This window comes from Ruegeria sp. CDSC068, from assembly GCF_059610545.1.
In genome coordinates, this window is the sequence record NZ_JBXWNV010000001.1 from 262,655 (window position 1) to 283,147 (window position 20,493).

Consider the following 20,493-nt stretch of genomic DNA (forward strand, 5'->3'; position numbering starts at 1 on the left):
TTGTGCTATCGTGTCAGAATGAATGTTCGACTCAGACATGAAAAGATTGTGCGGACCCTCCGCCGAAACGGTACATCCACTATTGATGCCCTTGCTGATGAGGTGGGCGTGTCCCGCCGCACTGTCCTTCGTGATATCAGCGCGCTTCGGGATGAAGGCTATGTGATCCATTCCGACGTGGGGCGGGGTGGCGGCTTGCAGCTTGATCCGCAATCCATGCAGACAACTGCCAAGTTATCGGTGCCAGAGGTCTTTGCACTGCTCATCAGCGTGGCAGCCATGCGGGCGGCGGGAAACCTTCCTTTCTCGGAGCTGGCAGATGCCGGACTAGCCAAGATCGAAAAGGCCCTGCCCGCAGACAAAGTGCGCGACCTGCGCGCTTTCTTGGACTGCTTACACATTGGTCAATTGTCCCCGCTGCAAGACCTTTCGGATTTGGATAAAATGGATGCTGAGTTGCTTCCCGCCGTTGAAGCGGCATTCTTTGGACGCAGGCTCATCTCGTTTAAGTATCGCGATGCAAAAGGACGGCGGACCCGCCGCAAAGTGGAGCCACAGGCAATGCTGATCCTGCCCCCTTTATGGTACCTCGTGGGCTGGGACCCGGTAAGGGAGGATTTTCGGCATTTCAGGATGGATAGGATCAGTCTTCCAGCAGCCGTGGAAGGTACTAGCTTTCGCCGCCGCTATGTTCCATTTGAAGAAGACGTCTGCCCTTACAGTGAGCTGCAAAATGACCGGCAAAGCAGTCATCCATCGAACGCGCAGTATTGATTAAAATGGGCTCGGACCAAACGTTCTAAGTCAACAATAAGGAGAATTGACTTGTTTGTTGAAGTGTTGAAATGGGCCGTGGTGATATTCGGCGGATTCTCAGCCTTCAACTGGTATACCGCCTCTTACCATCTACCTAAGCATGTGACGAACCGTGAAGAGGTGATCAGTGGCCGGGGTAAGCTTGCAGCGGCATTTGCGTTCTTAGCAGTTGGGTCACAAGCCCTCCTGAATTTTTTGAGCTAGTTCACAATGTGGAGGCGTAGGGCTTTGAAATGGTTGGCTTTGGTTTTTGTTCTTTCATATCTGGGACTCGTATTTTTCGGTAACTTTTTTGAAAAGACGGATGAGCTATCGGCAATAACTTGGGTGTTTATCTGTGCCCAGACAATATCGTTATTTTTGCTGGTTGTGGGAACGCTCCTCCACGTGGTCCATTGGTTTAGTTCACAATAAGGAGGGTGGAAGCGTTATGATTAATCAAAAGGTCGCCCTGAAGGTTTGCTATATTCTCAGCGCAGTAGCTTACCTAGTAGCGGTCAGGTACACGTTACCAATAGAGTTCTTCGGCATTGAAATCCCCGACGTCGACTTCCTCCCAAAGCCATACGCCTCCCACGAGAAACTAGTTTTTTACGTGGCCTTGATCCTGGTTGCTGCCTTCTTACTGATGCGTAACAAGCTTTTAGCCGACATCAAGAACTCAAAAACTGGGTAGGAGTGCTGATGAAACGGTTGTTTGTCGGATATTTGGTTACAAGTGACGTGCACGTTGGACTACTGACGCTCCTTTTCTTAAATGTCAGCGTTGCGGAGTCGGTGGGGATACTTAAGGCAACGAAGTTCACAATAAGGAGCAGTCATGAATAGGCGATCGATCGAGTTCGCGGTTTTGTGCGTGATGGTTGCGGCCATGGTTGTAGTCAGGTTGGCAACTGGTGCTTCTTATCTCGGTGTCGACTTAGCTTTTTCATTGGTGTTCATAGCTTTGGCTTACCTCTACTACTTCAGAACAAATGGTGGGAAGTAGAGAGCGATAGAAACCCATGGACAGTTTACAATAAGGAGCGCCGATGTTTGCTGTGCGGACTAAGCGGACCTTGGTCGGTTTAACATCAACACCCCCTGGGTTCGCTTCACAACACCCCTAAGACTTGACCAGCGCCTTCCGCGTCACTGGGTTATGATTTCCGGTCCCATGAACGAATTGGGCAGGAATGTAGATAGGAACGGAACATAGGTAACGATGATCAGGAACACGAACAGCACGGCCAGGAACGGCAGGGCTGCTTTGACCACGCTCATCATCGGCATTCCGGCAACGCCCGAGGTGACGAAGAGGTTCAGGCCGACCGGCGGGGTGATCATGCCGATCTCCATGTTGACCACCATGATGATACCCAGATGGATCGGGTCGATGCCTAACTCGATGGCAATCGGTAACACCAGAGGCGCCACGATGACCAAGAGGCCCGAGGGTTCCATGAACTGACCACCGATAAGCAGGACGATGTTTACGACGACCAGGAACATCACAGGCCCAAAGCCCGCCGACAGCATCGCATTGGCGACCTGTTGCGGGATTTGCTCATCCATCAACACGTGTTTCAGGATCAGCGCGTTGGCGATCACAAACAGCGGTGTGATCGTCAGTTTGCCGGCATCAAACAAGGTCTTTTGAGTGTCGGGATGCACAATCGCGGTGAAAACTGCCCAAGGCTTGCTCTTCAGGGGAATGCGTGGGCCAGCAGGCGCGTCTTCGATCACAGCGGCGGCGAACAGGCTACGGGTTTTGGGGGCGGCGAGCGGCCCCATTTCTTTGTAGACAAAGGTGGCGATGAAGAAGGCATAGATTGCGGCCACGGCGGCGGCTTCGGTGGGGTGAAACGTGTTTACCAGAAACTCATGTGGTGAAGCGAATTTGCTTATTGCGACCTGGCGAGTTTGGGTCGTTCGTCAAGTTTGGTTTGGATTTCCCATCCGGTCACGAATAACAGTAATCCGGGGACTTTTGCCTTTCGTGCGCACTGCAGTCTAAAGAAAAAGGGGTCAAAACGGCCCGATGCCGCACAGACGAAAAAGAACCGTTCCGGATTGGCTAACGGCGGAGTGAGCGCGCGCCGTAAGAACCGTTCCAAACCTGATCCAGGTGGGGCAGTCGAAATGATGCCGCGACTGCTCCCACATCAGCATCGAGCCCAGACTTTTTGATGCTGCGGCATACGCGAGTGGCCGGGCAAGGTATCAAAGCGGACCCACGTGCGCAGATATTTTCCCGTACTCGATTGCGAAGATCGGGAGGCACCATTGGATGCCTCCCGACTATTGTTTTTTTACTGTGACATCCCGCCTTCGGTCGAGATTTGTTCTTCCACGTGAGTTTGATTGGTTATGTCCGATCCCCGCGGAGGATAGTCCTTGAACGTAGACAGGTGGTTCTGAACGATCTTAGCTGCAGGACCGAAGGCCCACATTTTGTTGCCCATCCACCGGGTATACATCCCCGACTCCTCGGCCGCCTTTTCATAAGGATCACGGCGCAAGTTGAATAGAAGCGGAGCATTCAGTTCCTCTTTGGGTCCAGCCCACCCTTCGGTTTGAATTGTGAAATGCGCTTTCCAGTCACCGTGACGTACGGCCTGCAGGTCTGGCCCCTCGTAGTAGACGATTTCTTCGCGACTGCTGTCGCTTGCGCCGGTCAAGAACGACAACTGATTGTAACCATCAAGATGCACCTGATAGCCTTCGTGACCCTGTAACAAAGCATCCGGCAAGTCATCCGGTCCACCAGCAGCCGCGACCAGGGTTGGCATCCAGTCGAGCCCGGCAAAGATGCCATTACTCACGGTTCCGGCGGGAACTTTCCCGGGCCAGCGAATAATGGCAGGCACGCGGAAACCGCCTTCCCAGGTCGTGCCCTTTTCACCGTGGAACGGCGTTGTTCCCCCGTCGGGCCAAGTCATGGTTTCGGGGCCGTTGTCGGACGTGAATACAACAATCGTATTGTCGGAAACGCCCAGTTCTTCCAGCCGAGCCATGACTTTTCCTACGTTGTCGTCAAGTTCCTTCATCACCACATCTTGCAACCCACGCCCATCGCCGAGCATGTCTTCGTATTCAGGGCTCAGGTGTGTCCAGACATGCGCACGCGCTGGTGCCATCCAGACAAAGAACGGAGTGTTACTTTCAACCGCGCGGTTGATGAAGCCCAGTGTATGGGCCGTCACTTCGTCATCCAGCGTCTTTTGCCGTTCAGGCGGAGCGGGGCCATCGTCGATGATGCGTTGCTTGCCGACCAGACCCCAGCGCGGGTCTACCGTTTCATCAACCGTATCTGTCGCATAGGCGTGGATGATATTCCGAGGACCAAAAGTGTCGTTGAATTTCTGATCTTTGGGCCAGTCCGGGTCGGACGTGTATTCCATCGCGTTCAAGTGATAGAGCCAACCCCAATATTCATCAAAGCCTTTCACTGTTGGCAGAAACTTGTTCATATCGCCCAAATGGTTCTTACCGAATTGGCCGGTCGTGTAACCCAAGGATTTCAGCATGTTGGCCAAGGTGGGATCGTCATCACTCAGACCCTTTTCGGGGTCTCCGGGTAGGCCGACGGTATGCATCCCGGTACGAACCGGCAACTGCCCGGTGATAAAAGCCGAACGCCCCGCCGTGCAGCTTGGCTGAGCATAATAATCCGTCAGGCGCATGCCATCCGCTGCCAGTTGATCGAGATTGGGGGTTTTGATGCTTTTAACCCCCTGATGATAGCTGCCAAGACTGGCCCAACCCACGTCGTCGGCCATGATGACAAGGATATTGGGTTGGTCGGTTTCGGCTAAAACAGGCGTAGCACAGACCGAAGCTGTGGCCACCGTTGCCGAAAACGCAATGGATCGAAGGTTGAACATTTTGACCTCTGTGGAAGTGGAAGGCGATACCGATGCTGGGAATATCGGAAGGTTCATCAGGGATAACGGTCGAAACTTTAATGCTGCAACATAGCTTTACTAGGATTTCACATTATGAAAGTTAAAAACCGATAACTGAGATGATATTGACCGCACGATGAATGAAAACGCATTAACTGCCTTTCTTACTTTGGCTGAAACTGGCAGCTTCCAACACGCGGCCCGCGTGATGGGTGTCTCCAACGCGTCGTTTTCCCGCTATATCGGGCAAGCCGAGGACCATGCAGGGCTCGTGCTGTTTCATCGAAGGCGCAACAGCAGTACGCTGACGCGGGCGGGGCAGGAGTTTTTGCCTATCGCTAAGGCTCTGCGGCAAGACCTGGATCGCTATGCGACGCGTGTCGCCAGTTTGCGTGACGCCGGACCTGGCACTTTTCTGATCGGTTGCGGGCCTTTGACCACAAGATCTCTGATCGTGCCCGTCCTGCGATCTGTGCGGCAGGTAATGCCCGACCTTCGATTCAGAATACTGGTGAGCGCTTACGCGCGTCCGCTCGACTTGTTGCAAGCGGGGCAGTTCGATGTGTTTCTGGGCGATCTGACCTACACACCGGATGCCGACAATGTCGAAATCATGGTGATGGAAAAACGGCAAATTCAGTTTGTTGCGCACCCCGATCATGAAATTCACCAACGCGGCCCACAAACAATGGCAGGTGTTTTCGACTTTCCCTTTGCATCACCGCATCTTCATAAACACTGGAGAGCGACCCTGATAAAGTCACTTGGCGGCAACACCGAGGCGGTCAATAAGGTCAATGCCCAGCCGAATATTGAATGCGACGACTACAACTTTCTGACCGGATTATTGGCAGAGCCAGACTATATCGTAGGAGGGATGCCAGACACTTTTTCAGAACTGATCAGCACAAAGAAAGTCAAACCTGTTTCGATGAAGCAGAGCCTTTCATGGAACATCTGCGCGGCGCGCAAGTCCCAAAACACGTCGGCTGCTCTTGAATTGTGTTGGAGTGAACTGGCCAAACACCGGGCGTGACCAGTGATGTGAAGAACAATAAAAGACGCCCAACTGGGACGTATCGTGGTTCGACTAAGACGTTTTCGCGAGCTCAGCTAGCTTGCCAAAGTTTCGCATTACACCGCAGAGCGGCTTTTGATTGAAAATGGCCAATGGCGGCAATGCTGCGTACTGCGCGAATTCGCAGTCCTACAATCGCTGCAGGCCGACCGAACGGCTGACTTCTCCGCCGCATGGCGGGACCAGGAACTACACAGTTGCAGAATATTTGATGCTGCCTGCGCTCACAGCATAAAATCGAATGAACACATTGATCTCAAACCAGCCATTGAAGCCAATCGCCAATATCTGACTTTCTATTGATTGGACCCGCCCATTGCCCCATAGAGGTGGGGCGCAGGGTGCTTGTCGGGCCACGCGCTCAAAGGGCAGGCAGCGAAAGCCAAGCGAAGGGTCCTAGTGAACTTCCCCCGGCAGACAGCATGCGCAACGGGGACCCATGTCACTCCAACCTCCGAACTTACGGGCCGCTCCAGCGACCACAGACCAGGCAGGCCTGCGCGCCATAAAGCGCGCCGCGTTGTTCCTGATGGGTCCCTTCTATTTCTTCTTCATCGCCTTTGTTCCCCTGCTTTGCGGTAAACGGCGAGGCTTTCGCGGTTGGTACTGGCGGCAAGTCAAACGCGCATGTTCGCGACTCTTATGGCTGTTGAGCATCCGGACAGACATTACAGAGGCCGACAGGGCCACGCTGGCCGTCGACACCGGCAGCATCATCGTGATCAATCACCGCAGCCACCTAGATGGCTTTGTTCTGATGGACGTGGTGCCCGACGCCAAGTGGATCACCTTCGCTGCCAAAAAGGAACTGTGCGACGCAGCCCTCCTGCGCCGAGGATTTAAAGGCGCGGGCCTGGTGGAGATTGACCGCAAAAGCGGCACGGTGGCGCTCGAAACACTCACGGCTGCCGTGCACGCAATGCCCGCGCGCTGCTCAGTCGTGCTTTTCCCTGAGGGCACGCGCACTAAGTCTGAAAGTCTTGGGGCGTTTAAGGCGGGTGCGGTGATGGCTGCGCGCGCTACTGGCCGTACAATACGGCCCATCGTCATCCACGCCTCGGACCGCCTGCTGCCCCGCGGCAAACACTTACCCAAAAGCGGAACGATCCGCGTCGAGGTCTTGCCCTCATTCGAATGCGATCTTTCCGCATCAGTGGACGAGGATGTCGCACGCCTGAGAAGCGACATGATGGCAGTTTTTGATGATTGGGTAGGTCGGTAGTTCTTGAACGCTCATTTTGCGCAGCGCCAGACGAAGGACTGGAATGATACTGCTCATTGTCAGCTTTGCGCGCATACTAGTCACCCTGACGCATTGTAGCATTTGGAAAAACGGGCTCTGAGAGGACCTCGGAGCAATCGCGGCATCCTGTGATATTGGACCGCGTCAAAGTCGGGTTGTCGTTGTGGTTGGGCATGGCGGATCGGAGGATCAGTCACGGGAACACCAATCTTACCTGTCATTCGGGCACTTCACCCAGCCTGGAACGAAGGCCGTATCGTTGGTCAAAAGCACCCGCTCAAACCAAAACACGCCTGGGCAATCCGAATTCGCCTCGAGCTTGTCGGCAACAATCGCGATCTTGCACTCTTCAACATGGCAATCGACAGCAAGATTCGCGGCAGTGATCTGGTGAAGATGGTCGATGTTATGTCATCGGGGCAGATCAAGGCACGCACTTTCGTACTGCAAAGCAAGACGCAGAAACCTGTGCGCTTTGAGATGCCGAGGGCACCCGTGCCTCTGTCCAGAAATGGATGGAAGATGAACTCATGGCCGATTCAGAATACCTTTGGCCTGGCGGATTCCACGAAAGATTACACATCTCGACGCGTCAAATATGCGCGGATTGTTCGAGGAAAGTTTACATCGATCGGCCTGGAAGCAAGCGCAAACGGAACCCATTCAATGAGGCGCAAGAAAGTCACCCAAATCTACAAGAAAACCGGCAACCTAAAAGCGGCCCAGCTCTTGCTAGGCCATACCAAGATGAACGGTACAGTCCGGTCTCCCTTGTCCGAAGAAGTTACTGCAATTGCATTTCTTAGTCTGGTCGTCATTTTGTGGATCAGTGTCGGAATTAGTGAACTCTCTCCCCGTACTTCCCAAGTAGCATAACTTTGACAGCAAACGTCGTCAGTCACAGAAGGCGGCAAACGGGCCCAACCCGGGGCTATGTGTGGTTACCGAAGGGAGTTGATCATGGCGAAACTACTTGATCCGTTTCAGCTCAAGCACCTGACGCTGCGCAACCGCATCGTCAGTACATCTCATGCACCCAACTATGTCGAAGACGGTCACCCTCGAGACCGATACAGGCTGTATCACGAAGAGAAGGCTAAGGGGGGTGTAGCCCTGACCATGATCGGCGGGTCAACCAATATTGCCCCCGACAGCCCTTCGGTTTTTGGCCAGCTCTATGCTGGCAATGACAGTATCATTCCGTGGTTCCGGAAGCTTACGGATGGCGTTCACACGCACGGGGCCGCGGTCATGTGCCAGATCACCCATATGGGGCGTCGAACCGCTTGGGATGACGGTCATTGGCTGCCGGTTTTGGCGCCATCCGGCGTGCGCGAGCGCGCGCACCGTGCCTTTCCCAAAGCAATGGAACAAGAGGACATTGAACGAGTGGTCTGCGATTTTGCCGCTGCGGCGCGACGTTGTCAGCAGGGCGGGTTCGACGGAATCGAGCTTCTGTCCCATTCGCATTTGCTGGGCCAGTTTCTTTCTCCGCTTACCAACCAACGCGACGATGCCTTTGGTGGAACGTTGAAAAACCGCATGCGCCTGACCATGCAGGTTTTGGATGCGGTGCGCGCAGAGGTTGGTCCAAAGTTCATACTGTCCATGCGTATCACCGGCGATGAGTTGATAGAGGGCGGGCTTAGCGCCGAGGATTGTGTTGCCGCCGCCCGGATGCTGGAAGACAGTGGCCATGTCGACCTGCTCAACATCCTGGTCGGGGCGCCCTACGATGACCTTGGTCTTGCTGAATGGGTGCGCCCGATGGGTCTGCCAGCTGCCCCGCATATAACTGTGGCCGGGCGCATCCGCGAAGCCGTCAACTTGCCGATCCTGCATGCAGGCGGCATCGCGGACATTGCAACGGCCCGACACGCGGTTACCGGCGGTCATGTCGATCTTGTCGGCATGACGCGCGCCCAAATGGCTGATCCTTATTTGGTCGCAAAACTGGCACGCGGGGAAGAGAAACGTATCCGCACCTGTGTTGGCCTCGGGTATTGCGTAGACCGCGTCAATCAGGGCAAGCCTGCCGTGTGCGGACACAATGCCGCCACCGGGCGGGAGCAAACTTTACCCCATGTTATTCCTGCCAGCCGCACCCGAAAGAAGGTGGTTGTCGTCGGTGGCGGGCCTGGCGGGCTGGAGGCGGCGCGGGTCAGTGCCTTGCGCGGTCACGATGTGGTTTTGTTCGAGGCATCAGATCGACTGGGCGGGCAGCTTGTTTTGGCAGCCAAGGGGGGGACACGTAGGCAGGTATGGGGTGTTGCCGATTGGTTGATTTCCGAGGTGACCGCACTCGATGTTGATCTCCGCATGAATACCTATGTCGAGGCCGGTGACGTGCTAAGAGAACTCCCGGAGTTGGTCATAGTTGCTACCGGCGGATGGCCCGAGCCATTATCCATACCGGGCGGCGATCTGGCGCTCTCCAGCTGGGAGGTTCTGTCCGGAGAGGCACGTGTCTCGGGCGAAGTTCTATTATTCGACGAGGTCGGAGACCATCCCGCGGCAGTCACGGCCGACACGTTGGCAGGCGCCGGCCACAGCGTCGAACTTGTGACCCCCGACCGTGCGCTTCTGCATGACCTTGGCCCAACGACCTCTGCCGTTACTTTGCGCGATCTGGCAGCAAACGGGGTGACCTTTACCTGCCTCCACGAACTCGGTGCTCTAAGCCAAGAGGGAAACCGGGTGTGCGCCAGCATACGCAATACCTTGACCGGTGATATCACCAAGCGTCTTGTCGACCACGTTGTCGTCGAGCATGGTCTGACCCCGATGGACGAGCTCTATCACGATCTAAAGCCAGGTTCGCGAAACCTTGGGCAGGTCGATCACAAGGCACTGATCAATGGTTCATTCCCGTTCAGGGACGAAGAGCCGGATGGCCAGTTCTATCTGGCCCGAATTGGTGACGCGATCGCAGGCCGCAATATGCACGCCGCGATCCTAGACGCTTTGCGTATTTGCTGTTTAGCCTGAACTGCGCTCGGAGTATCTTTCATCAGTTGCGGCGAAAGCGGACGTTCAGACGGAACGCAGCGAATTTCCGCTCTCGGCTGGTGGTGTTTTTTCAGCGGCTGCGAAAAGCATATAGTTGACCTAAGTGCCAGAAGATCGAAGGGCGGATTCATCCGCATAGCGGACTTTGCATCGCTCCTTAAGGGCTCAACGCAGCCGTTCTCTGCGGTGAGACATAACAGGTCCTATAAGCCCAAAGCAGACCTATTATTCCGCGGCATTATCCAACATACCGGTTGCGAAACTGTTAGTCCCTGCCTCTACAAAATCTACCATTGAGTGGATAGGGCGATCCATATGCCCGCAAACATCAGCGCTCCGCCAATATTCACCCATGTGTGCCAAACAGCATACCGATAAGGCATAGTTTTTTGGGCGTAAAACACCGTTCCAATGACGTAGGCGGAGGACCCAGCCAAAATGCACCACAATGTTGTGATGGGTACATTCGTGAGGTCTGGAAGGGCGCTCAACCCAATTGCGCCCAGTCCAAGGTAGGATGCAGTTGACCATCGTGACTTGACCGCTTCGTTCGTGATCTTGTTCCAGATGGCCACGGCTGTCAGCCCCCAACAAATCCACAGCAAGGCCATCGTCCATGTCGTGCCTGCCAAGACGAAAAACGGTGTGAAGGTGCCCGAGATGCTGGGGTAGATCGCTGCGTGATCAATGCGCCGCATCAGCTTGCGCCCGTGGTGCCACGTGGAAAAGTGATAGGCGACGGATGCTAAGTTGGATGACAGCGCACAAAGAACGTAAACCACGACCGCGAGAACCAGTTTAGGTTCGAGGCCGAGGATTGATTTTGAAAGAAGTACTCCCCCGGCCGTCAGGATCGCTACCAGCCCGAACGCATGGACGGCAATGTCGGCATGGCGGTGCGATCGGATAGGGCTAGGATATGTCGTTTCCGTCATTTTGGTTCCGGGCAAAGGTTTGTCTCGCGTTACATCCAGACGCGTGGAGTGTCTATGCTTCCGGCGCGTCAGGTCTCGGCGCTACGACAGATGACTGCCCCGTCCGCTATCTCGCCTTTGTTCTTCAATATGCCCAACGTCCAGTTTGTGTTGTTCGCGAGTGCTGCACAAACCAAGTAAAAAACATCGGTCAAGGTCGGCGCTGGGCTCATAGAGGACATTGGATCAACGTGCCTTAACGGTTGAACAACACTCCCTGCGCCTGCTTGTCCCTGTGATCGCCGCGCAGCTCGGCGTGTAACGCGCGCCCGGATTGAACGCCCGGACGGGCACTTACTGTCTCAAGCCACCGGGCAAAGTGCGGTTTGTCCTCCAACACCTGTTGTTGCCCTTCCCACAGGCTTGCCCAGCCCCAGATCGACATATCCGCGATGGAATAGAAATCGCCCGCGACGTATTCATTTTCGGCCAACCGCCGGTCCAATACTCCGTACAGCCGCCCGACTTCGGCGCGGTAGCGGTCCTTGGCATAGGGCAGGTCCTGCGGTGGCTCGAGGTTTGGCGCGTATTTCAGGAAGTGATGCGCCTGACCGGCCATTGGGCCGACGCCGCCCATTTGCCACATCAGCCATTCCTCGACGGCGATCCGGTCACGTTCGGTTTTGCCATAAAAGCGCCCGGTCTTGCGGGCGAGATACATCAGGATCGCGCCGCTTTCGAACACCGAGATAGGTGCGCCATCCGGGCCGTCCGGGTCAACGATGGCAGGCATCCGGTTGTTGGGCGCAATTTTCAGGAACTCGGGGTCGAACTGATCACCCTTGCCGATATTGATCAGGTGGGTCGTGTAGGGAAGGTCCATCTCTTCCAAAGCGATGGACGCCTTCCAGCCATTCGGCGTGGGCCAGAAATACAGATCGATCATTGTGCCTCCTCAGGTTGAGGCGATCATGCGGTATTCTGCGCAATCGGCAAGAGGCGGTTACGAAGGCGTGACACAGGGCAACCGGGCTTGACGGCCAAGTACACGCGGCGTATTTGCATCGCAGAAGCTACGTGGCGATTTGTTACCGGATTGCGGGCCACGCTAAACAACACCGCTAAAAGGTCAGGATGAAAGGCCCCTTTCGCTTGACCGCGTCTGGGGTTTTTTTGATGCCCTTGCCAGACAAGGGTCGAGAGGAATGAGATGAGCGAGAGCTGGAACAAACGCACCCAAGCCGTCCATGGCGGCATCCGTCGCAGCCAATACAACGAAGTCAGCGAAGCAATTTTTCTGACACAGGGCTTTGTCTATGAGACAGCCGAACAAGCCGAGGCGCGGTTCATCGAATCCGGCCCGGATGAGTTCATTTATGCCCGCTATGGCAACCCGACCGTTTCGATGTTCGAACAGCGCATCGCGGCGCTGGAAGGTGGCGAGGACGCGTTTGCCACAGCATCCGGCATGGCTGCGGTGAACGCGGCGCTGACCTCGATGTTGCAGGCTGGCGACCATGTGGTGTCGGCCAAGGCATTGTTCGGGTCCTGTCTGTATATCCTCGAAAACATCCTTTCCCGTTATGGTGTGGACGTCACTTTTGTTGATGGCACCGATCTGGACGCCTGGAAGGCGGCGATCCGCCCTGAGACCAAGGCGGTTTTCTTTGAATCGATGTCAAACCCGACGCTTGAGGTCATTGATATCGAGGCGGTTACCAAACTGGCCCATGCGGTTGGCGCGCTTGTCATCGTGGACAATGTGTTTTCCACACCGGTTTTTTCGCGCGCGATCGAACAGGGGGCGGATGTCGTGGTCTATTCCGCGACCAAACATATCGACGGGCAGGGGCGTGCTTTGGGCGGTGTCATCATTGGTACCAAGGATTTCATCCGGGGAACGGTTGAGCCCTATCTGAAACATACCGGTGGAGCGCTGAGCCCGTTTAACGCCTGGGTCATGCTGAAAGGTCTGGAAACGATGGCACTGCGCGTGAACGCTCAGGCAGATACGGCACAGACCATTGCCGAAGCGCTTGAGGGGCATCCGGCGCTGGAACGGACGCTTTATCCGGGTCTGAAAACCCATGCGCAAAACGCGTTGGTGCAAACCCAATTGGGCGGTAAAGGCGGAACGGTCCTGTCGCTGGATATCAAGGGCGGCAAGGACGCGGCGTTTGCGTTCCTGAACGCGCTGACGATCCCTGTCATCTCGAACAATCTGGGCGATGCCAAGTCAATCGCAACACACCCCGCAACGACGACGCACCAGCGTTTGAGCGACGATCAGAAGGACGAATTGGGCATTACACCGGGCCTGATCCGCTTTTCCGTAGGATTGGAGGATGCGGGCGATCTGCTTGCAGACATCAAGCATGCGCTGGACGTGTCGCAACGTTAACTAACGGCAGCGGTTTACTGACAACCGGGTCGAAACTAGGTGAAAATGACGTAAGTCATGCGATTTTCGCCGAATTTCGATCCGGGCTGTGTTTTTCAGCGTATAAAGCTACACTGGAAAGCAAGCCGAATACAAACAAGGTTCGGCGACCAACCGAGGAACCCGATCGATGAACGTGCACCCCCGCGACATTGAGGACACGCCCGACAATGATGAAGCCGCAGCCGCTCTGAAGACGCTGCGCAAATGGGCCGAGTCCGCAACCGAGGCCGAGATCAGCCAGCTCGACCCGGCGATTGCGCGCCTTGTGCCTGGTCTGGTGCCCGTGAATTATCCGTCCCTGTCGCGCGAATACCCTGATGGGTTCACGGTCGACAGCGCGTATCGTGCGACCTTGCCGGACCTGCAGAATGGCCCGTCCAGCTTGATCCGGGGCGCAAAGCAACAAATCCAGCATGTTGGTATCTCGAACTTCCGCCTACCGATCCGGTTTCATCGAAAGCGCGGCGATGACCTGACGCTAGAGACCTCGGTGACCGGGACTGTTAGCCTGGATGCCGAAAAGAAAGGCATCAACATGTCCCGGATCATGCGTTCGTTCTACAAACACGCCGAGCGTACGTTCAGCTTTGAGGTCATGGAGGCCGCGCTGGATGATTATATGACCGATCTGGATAGCTTTGACGCCCGTATCCAGATGCGCTTTTCTTATCCTGACCGTGTGCAAAGCCTGCGGTCCGGATTGGAAGGGTACCAGTATTACGACATAGCACTTGAGCTGGTTGAACAGGGCGGAGTGCGCCAGAAGATCATGCATCTGGACTACGTATATTCCTCAACATGTCCCTGTTCGCTGGAACTCAGCGAGCACGCACGCGCAACACGTGGACAGCTGGCCACACCGCATTCGCAACGCTCAGTGGCGCGGATTTCTGTTGTGGTCGATTGCGACGCGGATTGCCTTTGGTTCGAGGATCTGATTGCCATGTGCCGCCGTGCCGTTCCGACAGAAACGCAGGTGATGGTCAAACGCGAGGATGAACAGGCATTTGCCGAGCTTAACGCGGCCAATCCGATCTTTGTCGAAGACGCCGCCCGGCTGTTCTGTGCCGAATTGCTGGCCGATCACCATATTGGCGATTTCCGCGTGGTCGCAAGCCATCAGGAAAGCCTGCACAGCCACGATGCGGTGTCGGTTCTGACCGAAGGTCCGACCTTTGTGTCACCCAGCTTGGACCCGCGGCTGTTCACCACCCTATTCCACGTCGGGTAGACGGGGCGGGGTGGATCAATAAAGTATCAATTTTAGACTAAGAGCGGTTTTCCGCCGCAGCGCGGCAATTCGTGCTGCATTTGCACGGTCCTTCAAGTAACACTGGTGTGGAATGCAGCCGTGGCAGGCGAATTTCTGTTCGTGCGTCTGCCACTCTGAAAGGAAGCTGAGACGTGCGACGCTCAGGACTTCGTGACTGCTTGATCCGCCCGAAAAATCGGGACGGGCAGCTCAATTCACTCTTTTGCAGGCTGCATCGCTTTCAGAGGAGAACTAAAGTATGAATCCAATTTCCCAACCGCTGGAATTTCAGGCTGCGGCCATCCGAATGGCCGGCTATGCGGTTAGCAACCAAATGAAAATTATGCAGATTTTGACCCGTTCGGCGATGGAGCTGCCGTTTGTGTCGGTTAGTGCCTTGCACGCGTCGGCTGCTGCTCCGGCCCCGGCTGCACCCTCGGCAAAACCCGCGCCCAAGGCCAAATCGGTTGCCAAGGCAAAACCTGCGGTGGTGGCCAAGCCCAAGCCTGTAGCCCGCAAGAAAACCGCCGCAAAACCTAAGGTCGAATCACCCAAGCCCACCGCGCCCAAAACGGTGGCTGCAGTAACCAAACCCACCCCGGTGGCAGCCAAATCGGCCGAAGTTGCAGAAAAGCCTACCGCCAATCCTGCCGTCGCCAAAGGGCAGCCAGCGGCCAAACCCGCAGCGGCAGCCAAACCAAAGCCTGCCGTTGCTAGAAAAACACCTGCGCCAAAACCGGCAGCGGTTGCCAAGCCGAAACCTGTGGCAGCAAACACCACTGCGCCGAAGACCCCGGCCAAACCGGCCGCACCCAAGCCGGTCGCGGCGAAACCAGCACCCGGCAAGCCGGTCGCGGCGCAGCCTGCGCCTGCAAAAGCCGTTGCCACAAAGCTCGAGGGGGCACAGGCAACTCCGGCGCGTCGCCCGCGCGCCCCGTCTAATCCGCCCGCGATGCCAACAACGGCACGCAAAACGGACGGGTAAAACCCGACACCGGCTTGACACAGTCGTGCAGGCGCGCCAACGCTGCGCCTCATGACGGATATGCGCCCGGTTGGATATGTGATTGGCCTATTGGTCGCCATTCTTGGGGCGACCATGCTGCTGCCTATGCTTGCGGACTTCATCGAAGGCCGGGGCGAATGGCACGTTTTTCTGGAAAGCGGCGTCATCACGATTCTGACCGGCGTCATTCTGGCGATGAGCTGCTCGAACGGGGTGGGCGAAGGTCTGACGATCCGTCAGACCTTTTTGCTGACCACAGGGGTCTGGGTCGCACTGCCGTTTTTTGGCGCCATCCCGTTTCTGTTCGGCGAGACCGAACTGCGCTTTGTCGATGCGTATTTCGAGGCGATGTCGGGCCTGACGACGACAGGCTCGACTGTGATTTCCGGCCTCGATAACCTGCCACAGGGGTTGCTGCTTTGGCGTGGCCTGCTGCAATGGCTGGGCGGCATCGGCATCATCGTCGTGGCCATGGTGTTCCTGCCCGAGCTTCGCGTCGGGGGGATGCAAATCTTCCGCTCGGAAGGATTTGAAACCATGGGGAAAATTCTTCCACGGGCGCAAGAGATCGCGGGCCAGATTTCCCTGATCTATGTCTTTCTGACGATTGTTTGCGCGTTGGTCTATGCAGGTCTGGGGATGGGCTTTTTTGATGCCGTGGTGCACGCCCTGACGACGATCTCAACGGGCGGGTTTTCAAATTATGACGCGTCCTTTGGCACGTTTTCCGGCCCGGCAGAATATGCGGCCGCAGTCTTCATGATCCTCGCGGCACTGCCGTTTGTTCGTTACGTCCAATTCGCCAATGGCAATACGAGGTCCATTTTCCGCGACAGCCAGATACGGACCTTTCTGGCGACCATTCTTGTGCTGGTGGTCATTATGGCGGTCTTTCTGACCTCCGTTTTCCCGCATCATTGGGAACAGGCTGTTCGGGAATCACTGTTCAACATCACCTCGATCATTTCGGGTACCGGGTATGCCAGCGTAGATTACATGGGCTGGGGCAGTTTCCCGATCATGATGTTCTTTCTGATCGGTCTGATTGGCGGCTGCGCGGGTTCAACCGCCTGTTCTATCAAGATCTTCCGGTATCAACTGCTGTTTGCTTCGATTAAGACCCAGATCCGCCGCATCCGCTCACCTCATGGTGTTTTTAAGCCGCAATATGATGGCCGTTCGATTGGTCCGGACGTTCTGACCTCAGTCATGAGCTTCTTCATGTTTTTTGTGCTCTCGTTGGGCGTGCTGGCCTGGGCGCTGGCACTGACGGGATTGGATTTCATAACTGCCGTCTCCGGTGCAGCCACAGCGCTGGCCAATGTAGGGCCGGGGCTGGGGGATCAAATCGGACCGGCCGGCAACTTTGCAGGGCTCAGCGACACCGCGAAATGGCTGCTGTCAATCGGTATGCTGGTAGGGCGGCTTGAGCTTTTGGCCGTTTATGCACTCTTCACTGTCCAGTTCTGGAGGAATTGATGAAAAGACCCCTTGGTGCGCAGATTTCGCATATGCTGCGGGATCGCGGAGTGGATGTGATCTTTGGTATTCCCGGCGTGCATAATCAGGAAATGTATCGCGGGATCGAAGAGGCCGGAATCACCCATGTGCTGGCCCGGCACGAGCAGGGGGCAGGGTTCATGGCCGACGGCTATGCCCGTGCGACCGGCAAGCCGGGTGTTGCATATGTCATCACGGGACCGGGGTTGTGCAATATCATGACACCGATGGGGCAGGCCTATACGGATTCTGTCCCGATGCTGGTGATGTCCTCGTGCCTTGATGAAACGCAAGGCGTGCACGGGCAGTTGCACCAGATGAAAGACCAACGCGCTGCGGCTGAAACCGTGACTGACTGGTCGCATCAGGCGAATACCGCTCAGGCTGCTTATGGTCTGGTCGAGCGGGCTTTTGAAGAGTTTGAACTCAGCCGTCCACGTCCAAAACACATCCAAGTGCCGATTGCACAGCTTGAGGCCGATGCTGATCCCGCACCGTTTCCCAACCAACCTGGTTTGCGCTCAAAAGTTCTGCCGCCGGACTTGGCTCCGGTAATGTCCATGCTGAACATCGCACGGCGCCCGTTGTTTATTCTGGGTGGTGGTGCGCGGTCGAATCTGTGGCGGCAAATCCTGACGCAGTTGGGTGCGGCCTGTTTTACCACGTATGCCGGGCGCGGAATGGCGGGGTTGGGCTATGCCTTGGACTACGGAGCCATGTTGCCACGACCGGGCAGCGCTGATGTTATCGCTTCCGCCGACCTTGTGGTCGTCGTGGGCGCGGAATTGGGCGAGGTCGACCTGTGGCGAAATGCATTGGGCCACACGGGCAATCTGGTGCGTATAGATGTGGACCCGAAGGTTCTGTCCGATCACCATCGCGCCGCAGTGAAATTACAGGCTGACGGGGAAAGCTTTGCCCATGCACTTTGGGCGGCTATCGACCATGTTAAACCTTCGACGGGCTGGACAGCGGAGGAAGTCGCTGACACGCGCCGCCGTTGGCGGGCCGAAGTGGATGCGGAACGACCGGGTATCGTCCCGGTGCTGGATGCCCTTCGCGCGGCGATGCCCGGCGACACCATGATCTATTCTGACATGACCCAGTTCGCTTATGTCGCCAAAGAGGTTTGGGATATGGGCTATCCCTATCACTGGCACCATCCGACCGGATTCGGCACGCTTGGCTATGCGCTGCCGGCCGGAATTGGCGGGGCTGTGGCGCGCCGAGGTAAGCCTACAGCGGTGATCGCCGGGGACTACGGTTTTCACTATACGATGCAAGAGCTTGGTGCAGCAGTCGAACTGGGCCTGTCTCTGCCGATTATCCTTTGGGACAACGGAAAGCTCAAAGAGATTGAGGACAGCATGGTCCGAGGTCAGATCGCCCCAAATGCGGTTGTCGCGCGGAACCCGGATTTCTGCAAACTCGCCCAGGCCTTTGGCGCGTTGTCCTCTGCGCCCTCCAGTTTGCCCGAGATGCAAGAGGCGGTCCGAGCCGCCTTTACGGCCCCGGTCCCGACACTGATCCGTGTCACGCCGGATATCCTTTAGCCAACAAAAAAGCGCCGCTCGGACGAGCGGCGCTTTGTGCGATTTGGCGCAGAGATCAATCCCAGCAATGAACCAATACGGTCATTCCGGTCGCCCGGCGGCTGAGTTCATTGGGCGAGATTTGCGCCGTCGGCTGACCCGATTGACCGGACACACCCGCCTTGGCCAGAACTTCGTTCAGACTGTTGGCCGTTGCAGCAAGGCTGACGGACGCGGGCAGGGTGCGTCCTTCGGTCGGGGTTGGCAGCAGCATGCCAACAACCTGGCCATTGCCGTTAAATACCGGTCCGCCCGCATCGCCGGGCTGGGCCGCCAATGCCAGACGTTTCACGCCGTTTTCTCCGTTCAGGCCGCGCACATCAGCGATCTGACCAAAGGTGAGTGTCGGTGCGCCCAAGGCGCCTTCATACGAGAAGCCCGACACCGCGATCTCAGATTGAATACGCGGCGCATCGGCGCTGAATTCTGCCACGTTGACCGGAACAAGATTGCGGCTGGGGCGCAGAACCGCCACACCCAGATCGGCATCAGACGAGGCTAGCTGAAGCTCTTGATCGTCATCCAACGTAATGCGTGTGCAGCTGTCAGCGGCCTCAAAAACGGTCAGAACCGTGCCGCTTGTATCAGCGAAGAAACCCGAACGGGACAGACGCGGTGTGCGCACCTGCAGCCCGGACACCAGATCAATCCGCTGCTCGGCATTGGCACCCGCTGCGGCGTCCAGCACGGTGCCAGTTGCGGTAAAGCTGGCCGTCATTGCGGCCAGCACTCTGGCGCGCCGGGCATCGTCACCCTCGGGCCAAACCAGTGCAAAGCCTTTGATCTGGCCATCGTCCAGCCGTGCTTCGCTATAGGTCACGATCCCATTACCGCGCCCTTCCAGCGTAAAGCTGTCGCCGCGCAGCTGCCGTGGGCCATCGAGCGGAACGATTTCCAGCGATTGCAGCACCTCATAAAGGGCGCGCAGCGTGGCTTTGTCGCCTTTCTGACTGATCAACAGGGCCTTGGCGTCCAGATCGGTTGTGCTTTTGAAGTGAACAAACGGGGCCTCATAACGGTCGAATGCGATGACACCCAGCGGCAGATCCACATCGATACCGGCCTGCGGGTCGGAGTAACGCTCCATCCCGACGCTCAGAAGGGGGGCGTTAAAGTCGTCAATCAACGCCTTGCGCTGCGCAGTCGTCAGAACGCCGGTAGCCTCAAAGCCATTGAACCGTTGCCAGTCGCCCATGGAGCGCCGCGTGCCTTGGCCAAATGCGCCATCGATCGTTGAATTGTAAAAACCCGCGGCCTGCAGGGCGGTTTGCAAATTCATGCGTTCCTGCGTGCTTAGAAGACGTTCGCTTTGCAACGCTTGTGAGCGTGTCTCGTCCGAGGCCTGCGGTGTTATGCCAACAACCGGCTGTTCCGGCTGAGGTTCAACTGGTGGCGTCACGACGCCCCGATCCAGAATGTTCTCTCCGACCGGCCAGAATTGCTGACCCAGTGCACTAGAAAACGCGATATAGCTGTCCGCAGGGATTTGCCCCTCGGCGCGGTAAACGCTTAGAACCTGTTCCGCATCGGTGCGCAAATATGGCCCGATAACAATGGCATACCAGCCAGAGTTCAATCGAAACCCGTTTACGTCCGGCAAGGTACCGGCATAGGCCCGCGCACGTTCCTGCGCTTCGCGCAGCGAGGGCTGCGCTTCGACCTGCACCCAGACACCTGCGTCCTGCTGTGCAAAAACAGCGCGCGCGCCGATGAGAAAAAGAAACAAAATTGCCGTAAATATGCGAGTCATTGT

Annotated in this window: 14 protein-coding genes, 2 pseudogenes and 1 riboswitch; of the genes and pseudogenes, 11 read left to right on the forward strand and 5 right to left on the reverse strand. The window is 56.5% G+C overall.

Features of this window, described 5'->3' with window-relative positions; genetic code table 11:
• Nucleotides 1–18: 18 nt before the first annotated feature.
• Nucleotides 19–774 carry a helix-turn-helix transcriptional regulator gene (locus AC2FID_RS01250; RefSeq protein ID WP_496835039.1) on the forward strand — a complete coding sequence of 252 codons (756 nt, stop codon included), beginning with the start codon at nucleotides 19–21 and terminating at the stop codon, nucleotides 772–774.
• 51 nt (nucleotides 775–825) lie between these two features.
• On the forward strand, nucleotides 826–1,020 hold the full coding sequence (locus AC2FID_RS01255) for a hypothetical protein (RefSeq protein ID WP_496835041.1): 195 nt from the start codon (nucleotides 826–828) through the stop codon (nucleotides 1,018–1,020).
• Nucleotides 1,021–1,947: 927 nt separating this feature from the next.
• Here the strand turns inward: AC2FID_RS01255 and AC2FID_RS01260 are convergent.
• Nucleotides 1,948–2,661 (reverse strand): annotated as a pseudogene (locus AC2FID_RS01260) (TRAP transporter large permease subunit); the annotation flags it as partial.
• A 446-nt stretch (nucleotides 2,662–3,107) separates the two neighbouring features.
• The gene (locus AC2FID_RS01265; protein ID WP_496753605.1) at nucleotides 3,108–4,682 is read right to left on the reverse strand and encodes an arylsulfatase; all 1,575 of its coding nucleotides are present in this window, start codon (nucleotides 4,680–4,682) and stop codon (nucleotides 3,108–3,110) included.
• Nucleotides 4,683–4,839: 157 nt separating this feature from the next.
• Between AC2FID_RS01265 and AC2FID_RS01270 the strand changes: the two genes are divergently transcribed.
• The 4 genes and pseudogenes from AC2FID_RS01270 (at nucleotide 4,840) to AC2FID_RS01285 (ending at nucleotide 10,012) form a co-directional block, all read left to right on the forward strand.
• Nucleotides 4,840–5,739 (forward strand): LysR family transcriptional regulator, encoded by a 900-nt coding sequence (locus tag AC2FID_RS01270; RefSeq protein ID WP_496695024.1) that lies wholly within the window; start codon nucleotides 4,840–4,842, stop codon nucleotides 5,737–5,739.
• A gap of 481 nt (nucleotides 5,740–6,220) precedes the next feature.
• Nucleotides 6,221–7,003 (forward strand): lysophospholipid acyltransferase family protein, encoded by a 783-nt coding sequence (locus tag AC2FID_RS01275; protein WP_496835043.1) that lies wholly within the window; start codon nucleotides 6,221–6,223, stop codon nucleotides 7,001–7,003.
• A gap of 201 nt (nucleotides 7,004–7,204) precedes the next feature.
• Nucleotides 7,205–7,900 (forward strand): annotated as a pseudogene (locus AC2FID_RS01280) (tyrosine-type recombinase/integrase).
• 84 nt (nucleotides 7,901–7,984) lie between these two features.
• Nucleotides 7,985–10,012, forward strand: a complete 2,028-nt coding sequence (locus tag AC2FID_RS01285; protein WP_496835045.1) for an oxidoreductase — start codon at nucleotides 7,985–7,987, stop codon at nucleotides 10,010–10,012.
• 308 nt (nucleotides 10,013–10,320) lie between these two features.
• Here the strand turns inward: AC2FID_RS01285 and trhA are convergent, their stop codons facing one another.
• Together trhA and AC2FID_RS01295 are read right to left on the reverse strand one after the other, a co-directional pair.
• Nucleotides 10,321–10,968, reverse strand: coding sequence for a PAQR family membrane homeostasis protein TrhA (gene trhA / locus AC2FID_RS01290; protein WP_496834978.1), 648 nt, complete (start codon nucleotides 10,966–10,968; stop codon nucleotides 10,321–10,323).
• 235 nt (nucleotides 10,969–11,203) lie between these two features.
• Entirely contained in the window at nucleotides 11,204–11,893 is a 690-nt protein-coding gene (locus AC2FID_RS01295) for a glutathione S-transferase N-terminal domain-containing protein (protein ID WP_496695032.1), read from the reverse strand.
• 121 nt (nucleotides 11,894–12,014) lie between these two features.
• A riboswitch (SAM riboswitch) is annotated at nucleotides 12,015–12,092 on the forward strand.
• A 65-nt stretch (nucleotides 12,093–12,157) separates the two neighbouring features.
• Between AC2FID_RS01295 and metZ the strand changes: the two genes are divergently transcribed.
• The 5 genes from metZ (at nucleotide 12,158) to AC2FID_RS01320 (ending at nucleotide 18,701) form a co-directional block, all read left to right on the forward strand.
• Entirely contained in the window at nucleotides 12,158–13,348 is a 1,191-nt protein-coding gene (metZ, locus tag AC2FID_RS01300) for an O-succinylhomoserine sulfhydrylase (RefSeq protein WP_496835047.1), read from the forward strand.
• Nucleotides 13,349–13,517: 169 nt separating this feature from the next.
• Nucleotides 13,518–14,621: a GTP cyclohydrolase FolE2 gene (gene folE2, locus AC2FID_RS01305; protein WP_496695036.1), complete on the forward strand. Its 1,104-nt coding sequence runs from the start codon at nucleotides 13,518–13,520 to the stop codon at nucleotides 14,619–14,621.
• 280 nt (nucleotides 14,622–14,901) lie between these two features.
• Complete coding sequence (locus tag AC2FID_RS01310) at nucleotides 14,902–15,627, forward strand: hypothetical protein (RefSeq protein WP_496835049.1); 726 nt, start codon at nucleotides 14,902–14,904, stop codon at nucleotides 15,625–15,627.
• Between the two features lie 51 nt (nucleotides 15,628–15,678).
• On the forward strand, nucleotides 15,679–17,127 hold the full coding sequence (locus AC2FID_RS01315; RefSeq protein WP_282168562.1) for a TrkH family potassium uptake protein: 1,449 nt from the start codon (nucleotides 15,679–15,681) through the stop codon (nucleotides 17,125–17,127).
• Nucleotides 17,127–18,701, forward strand: coding sequence for a thiamine pyrophosphate-binding protein (locus tag AC2FID_RS01320; RefSeq protein ID WP_496760619.1), 1,575 nt, complete (start codon nucleotides 17,127–17,129; stop codon nucleotides 18,699–18,701). The genes AC2FID_RS01315 and AC2FID_RS01320 overlap by 1 nt, the downstream gene beginning before the upstream one ends.
• Nucleotides 18,702–18,756: 55 nt before the next feature.
• Here the strand turns inward: AC2FID_RS01320 and AC2FID_RS01325 are convergent, their stop codons facing one another.
• Nucleotides 18,757–20,490: a serine protease gene (locus AC2FID_RS01325; protein ID WP_496835051.1), complete on the reverse strand. Its 1,734-nt coding sequence runs from the start codon at nucleotides 20,488–20,490 to the stop codon at nucleotides 18,757–18,759.
• Nucleotides 20,491–20,493 lie beyond the last annotated feature (3 nt).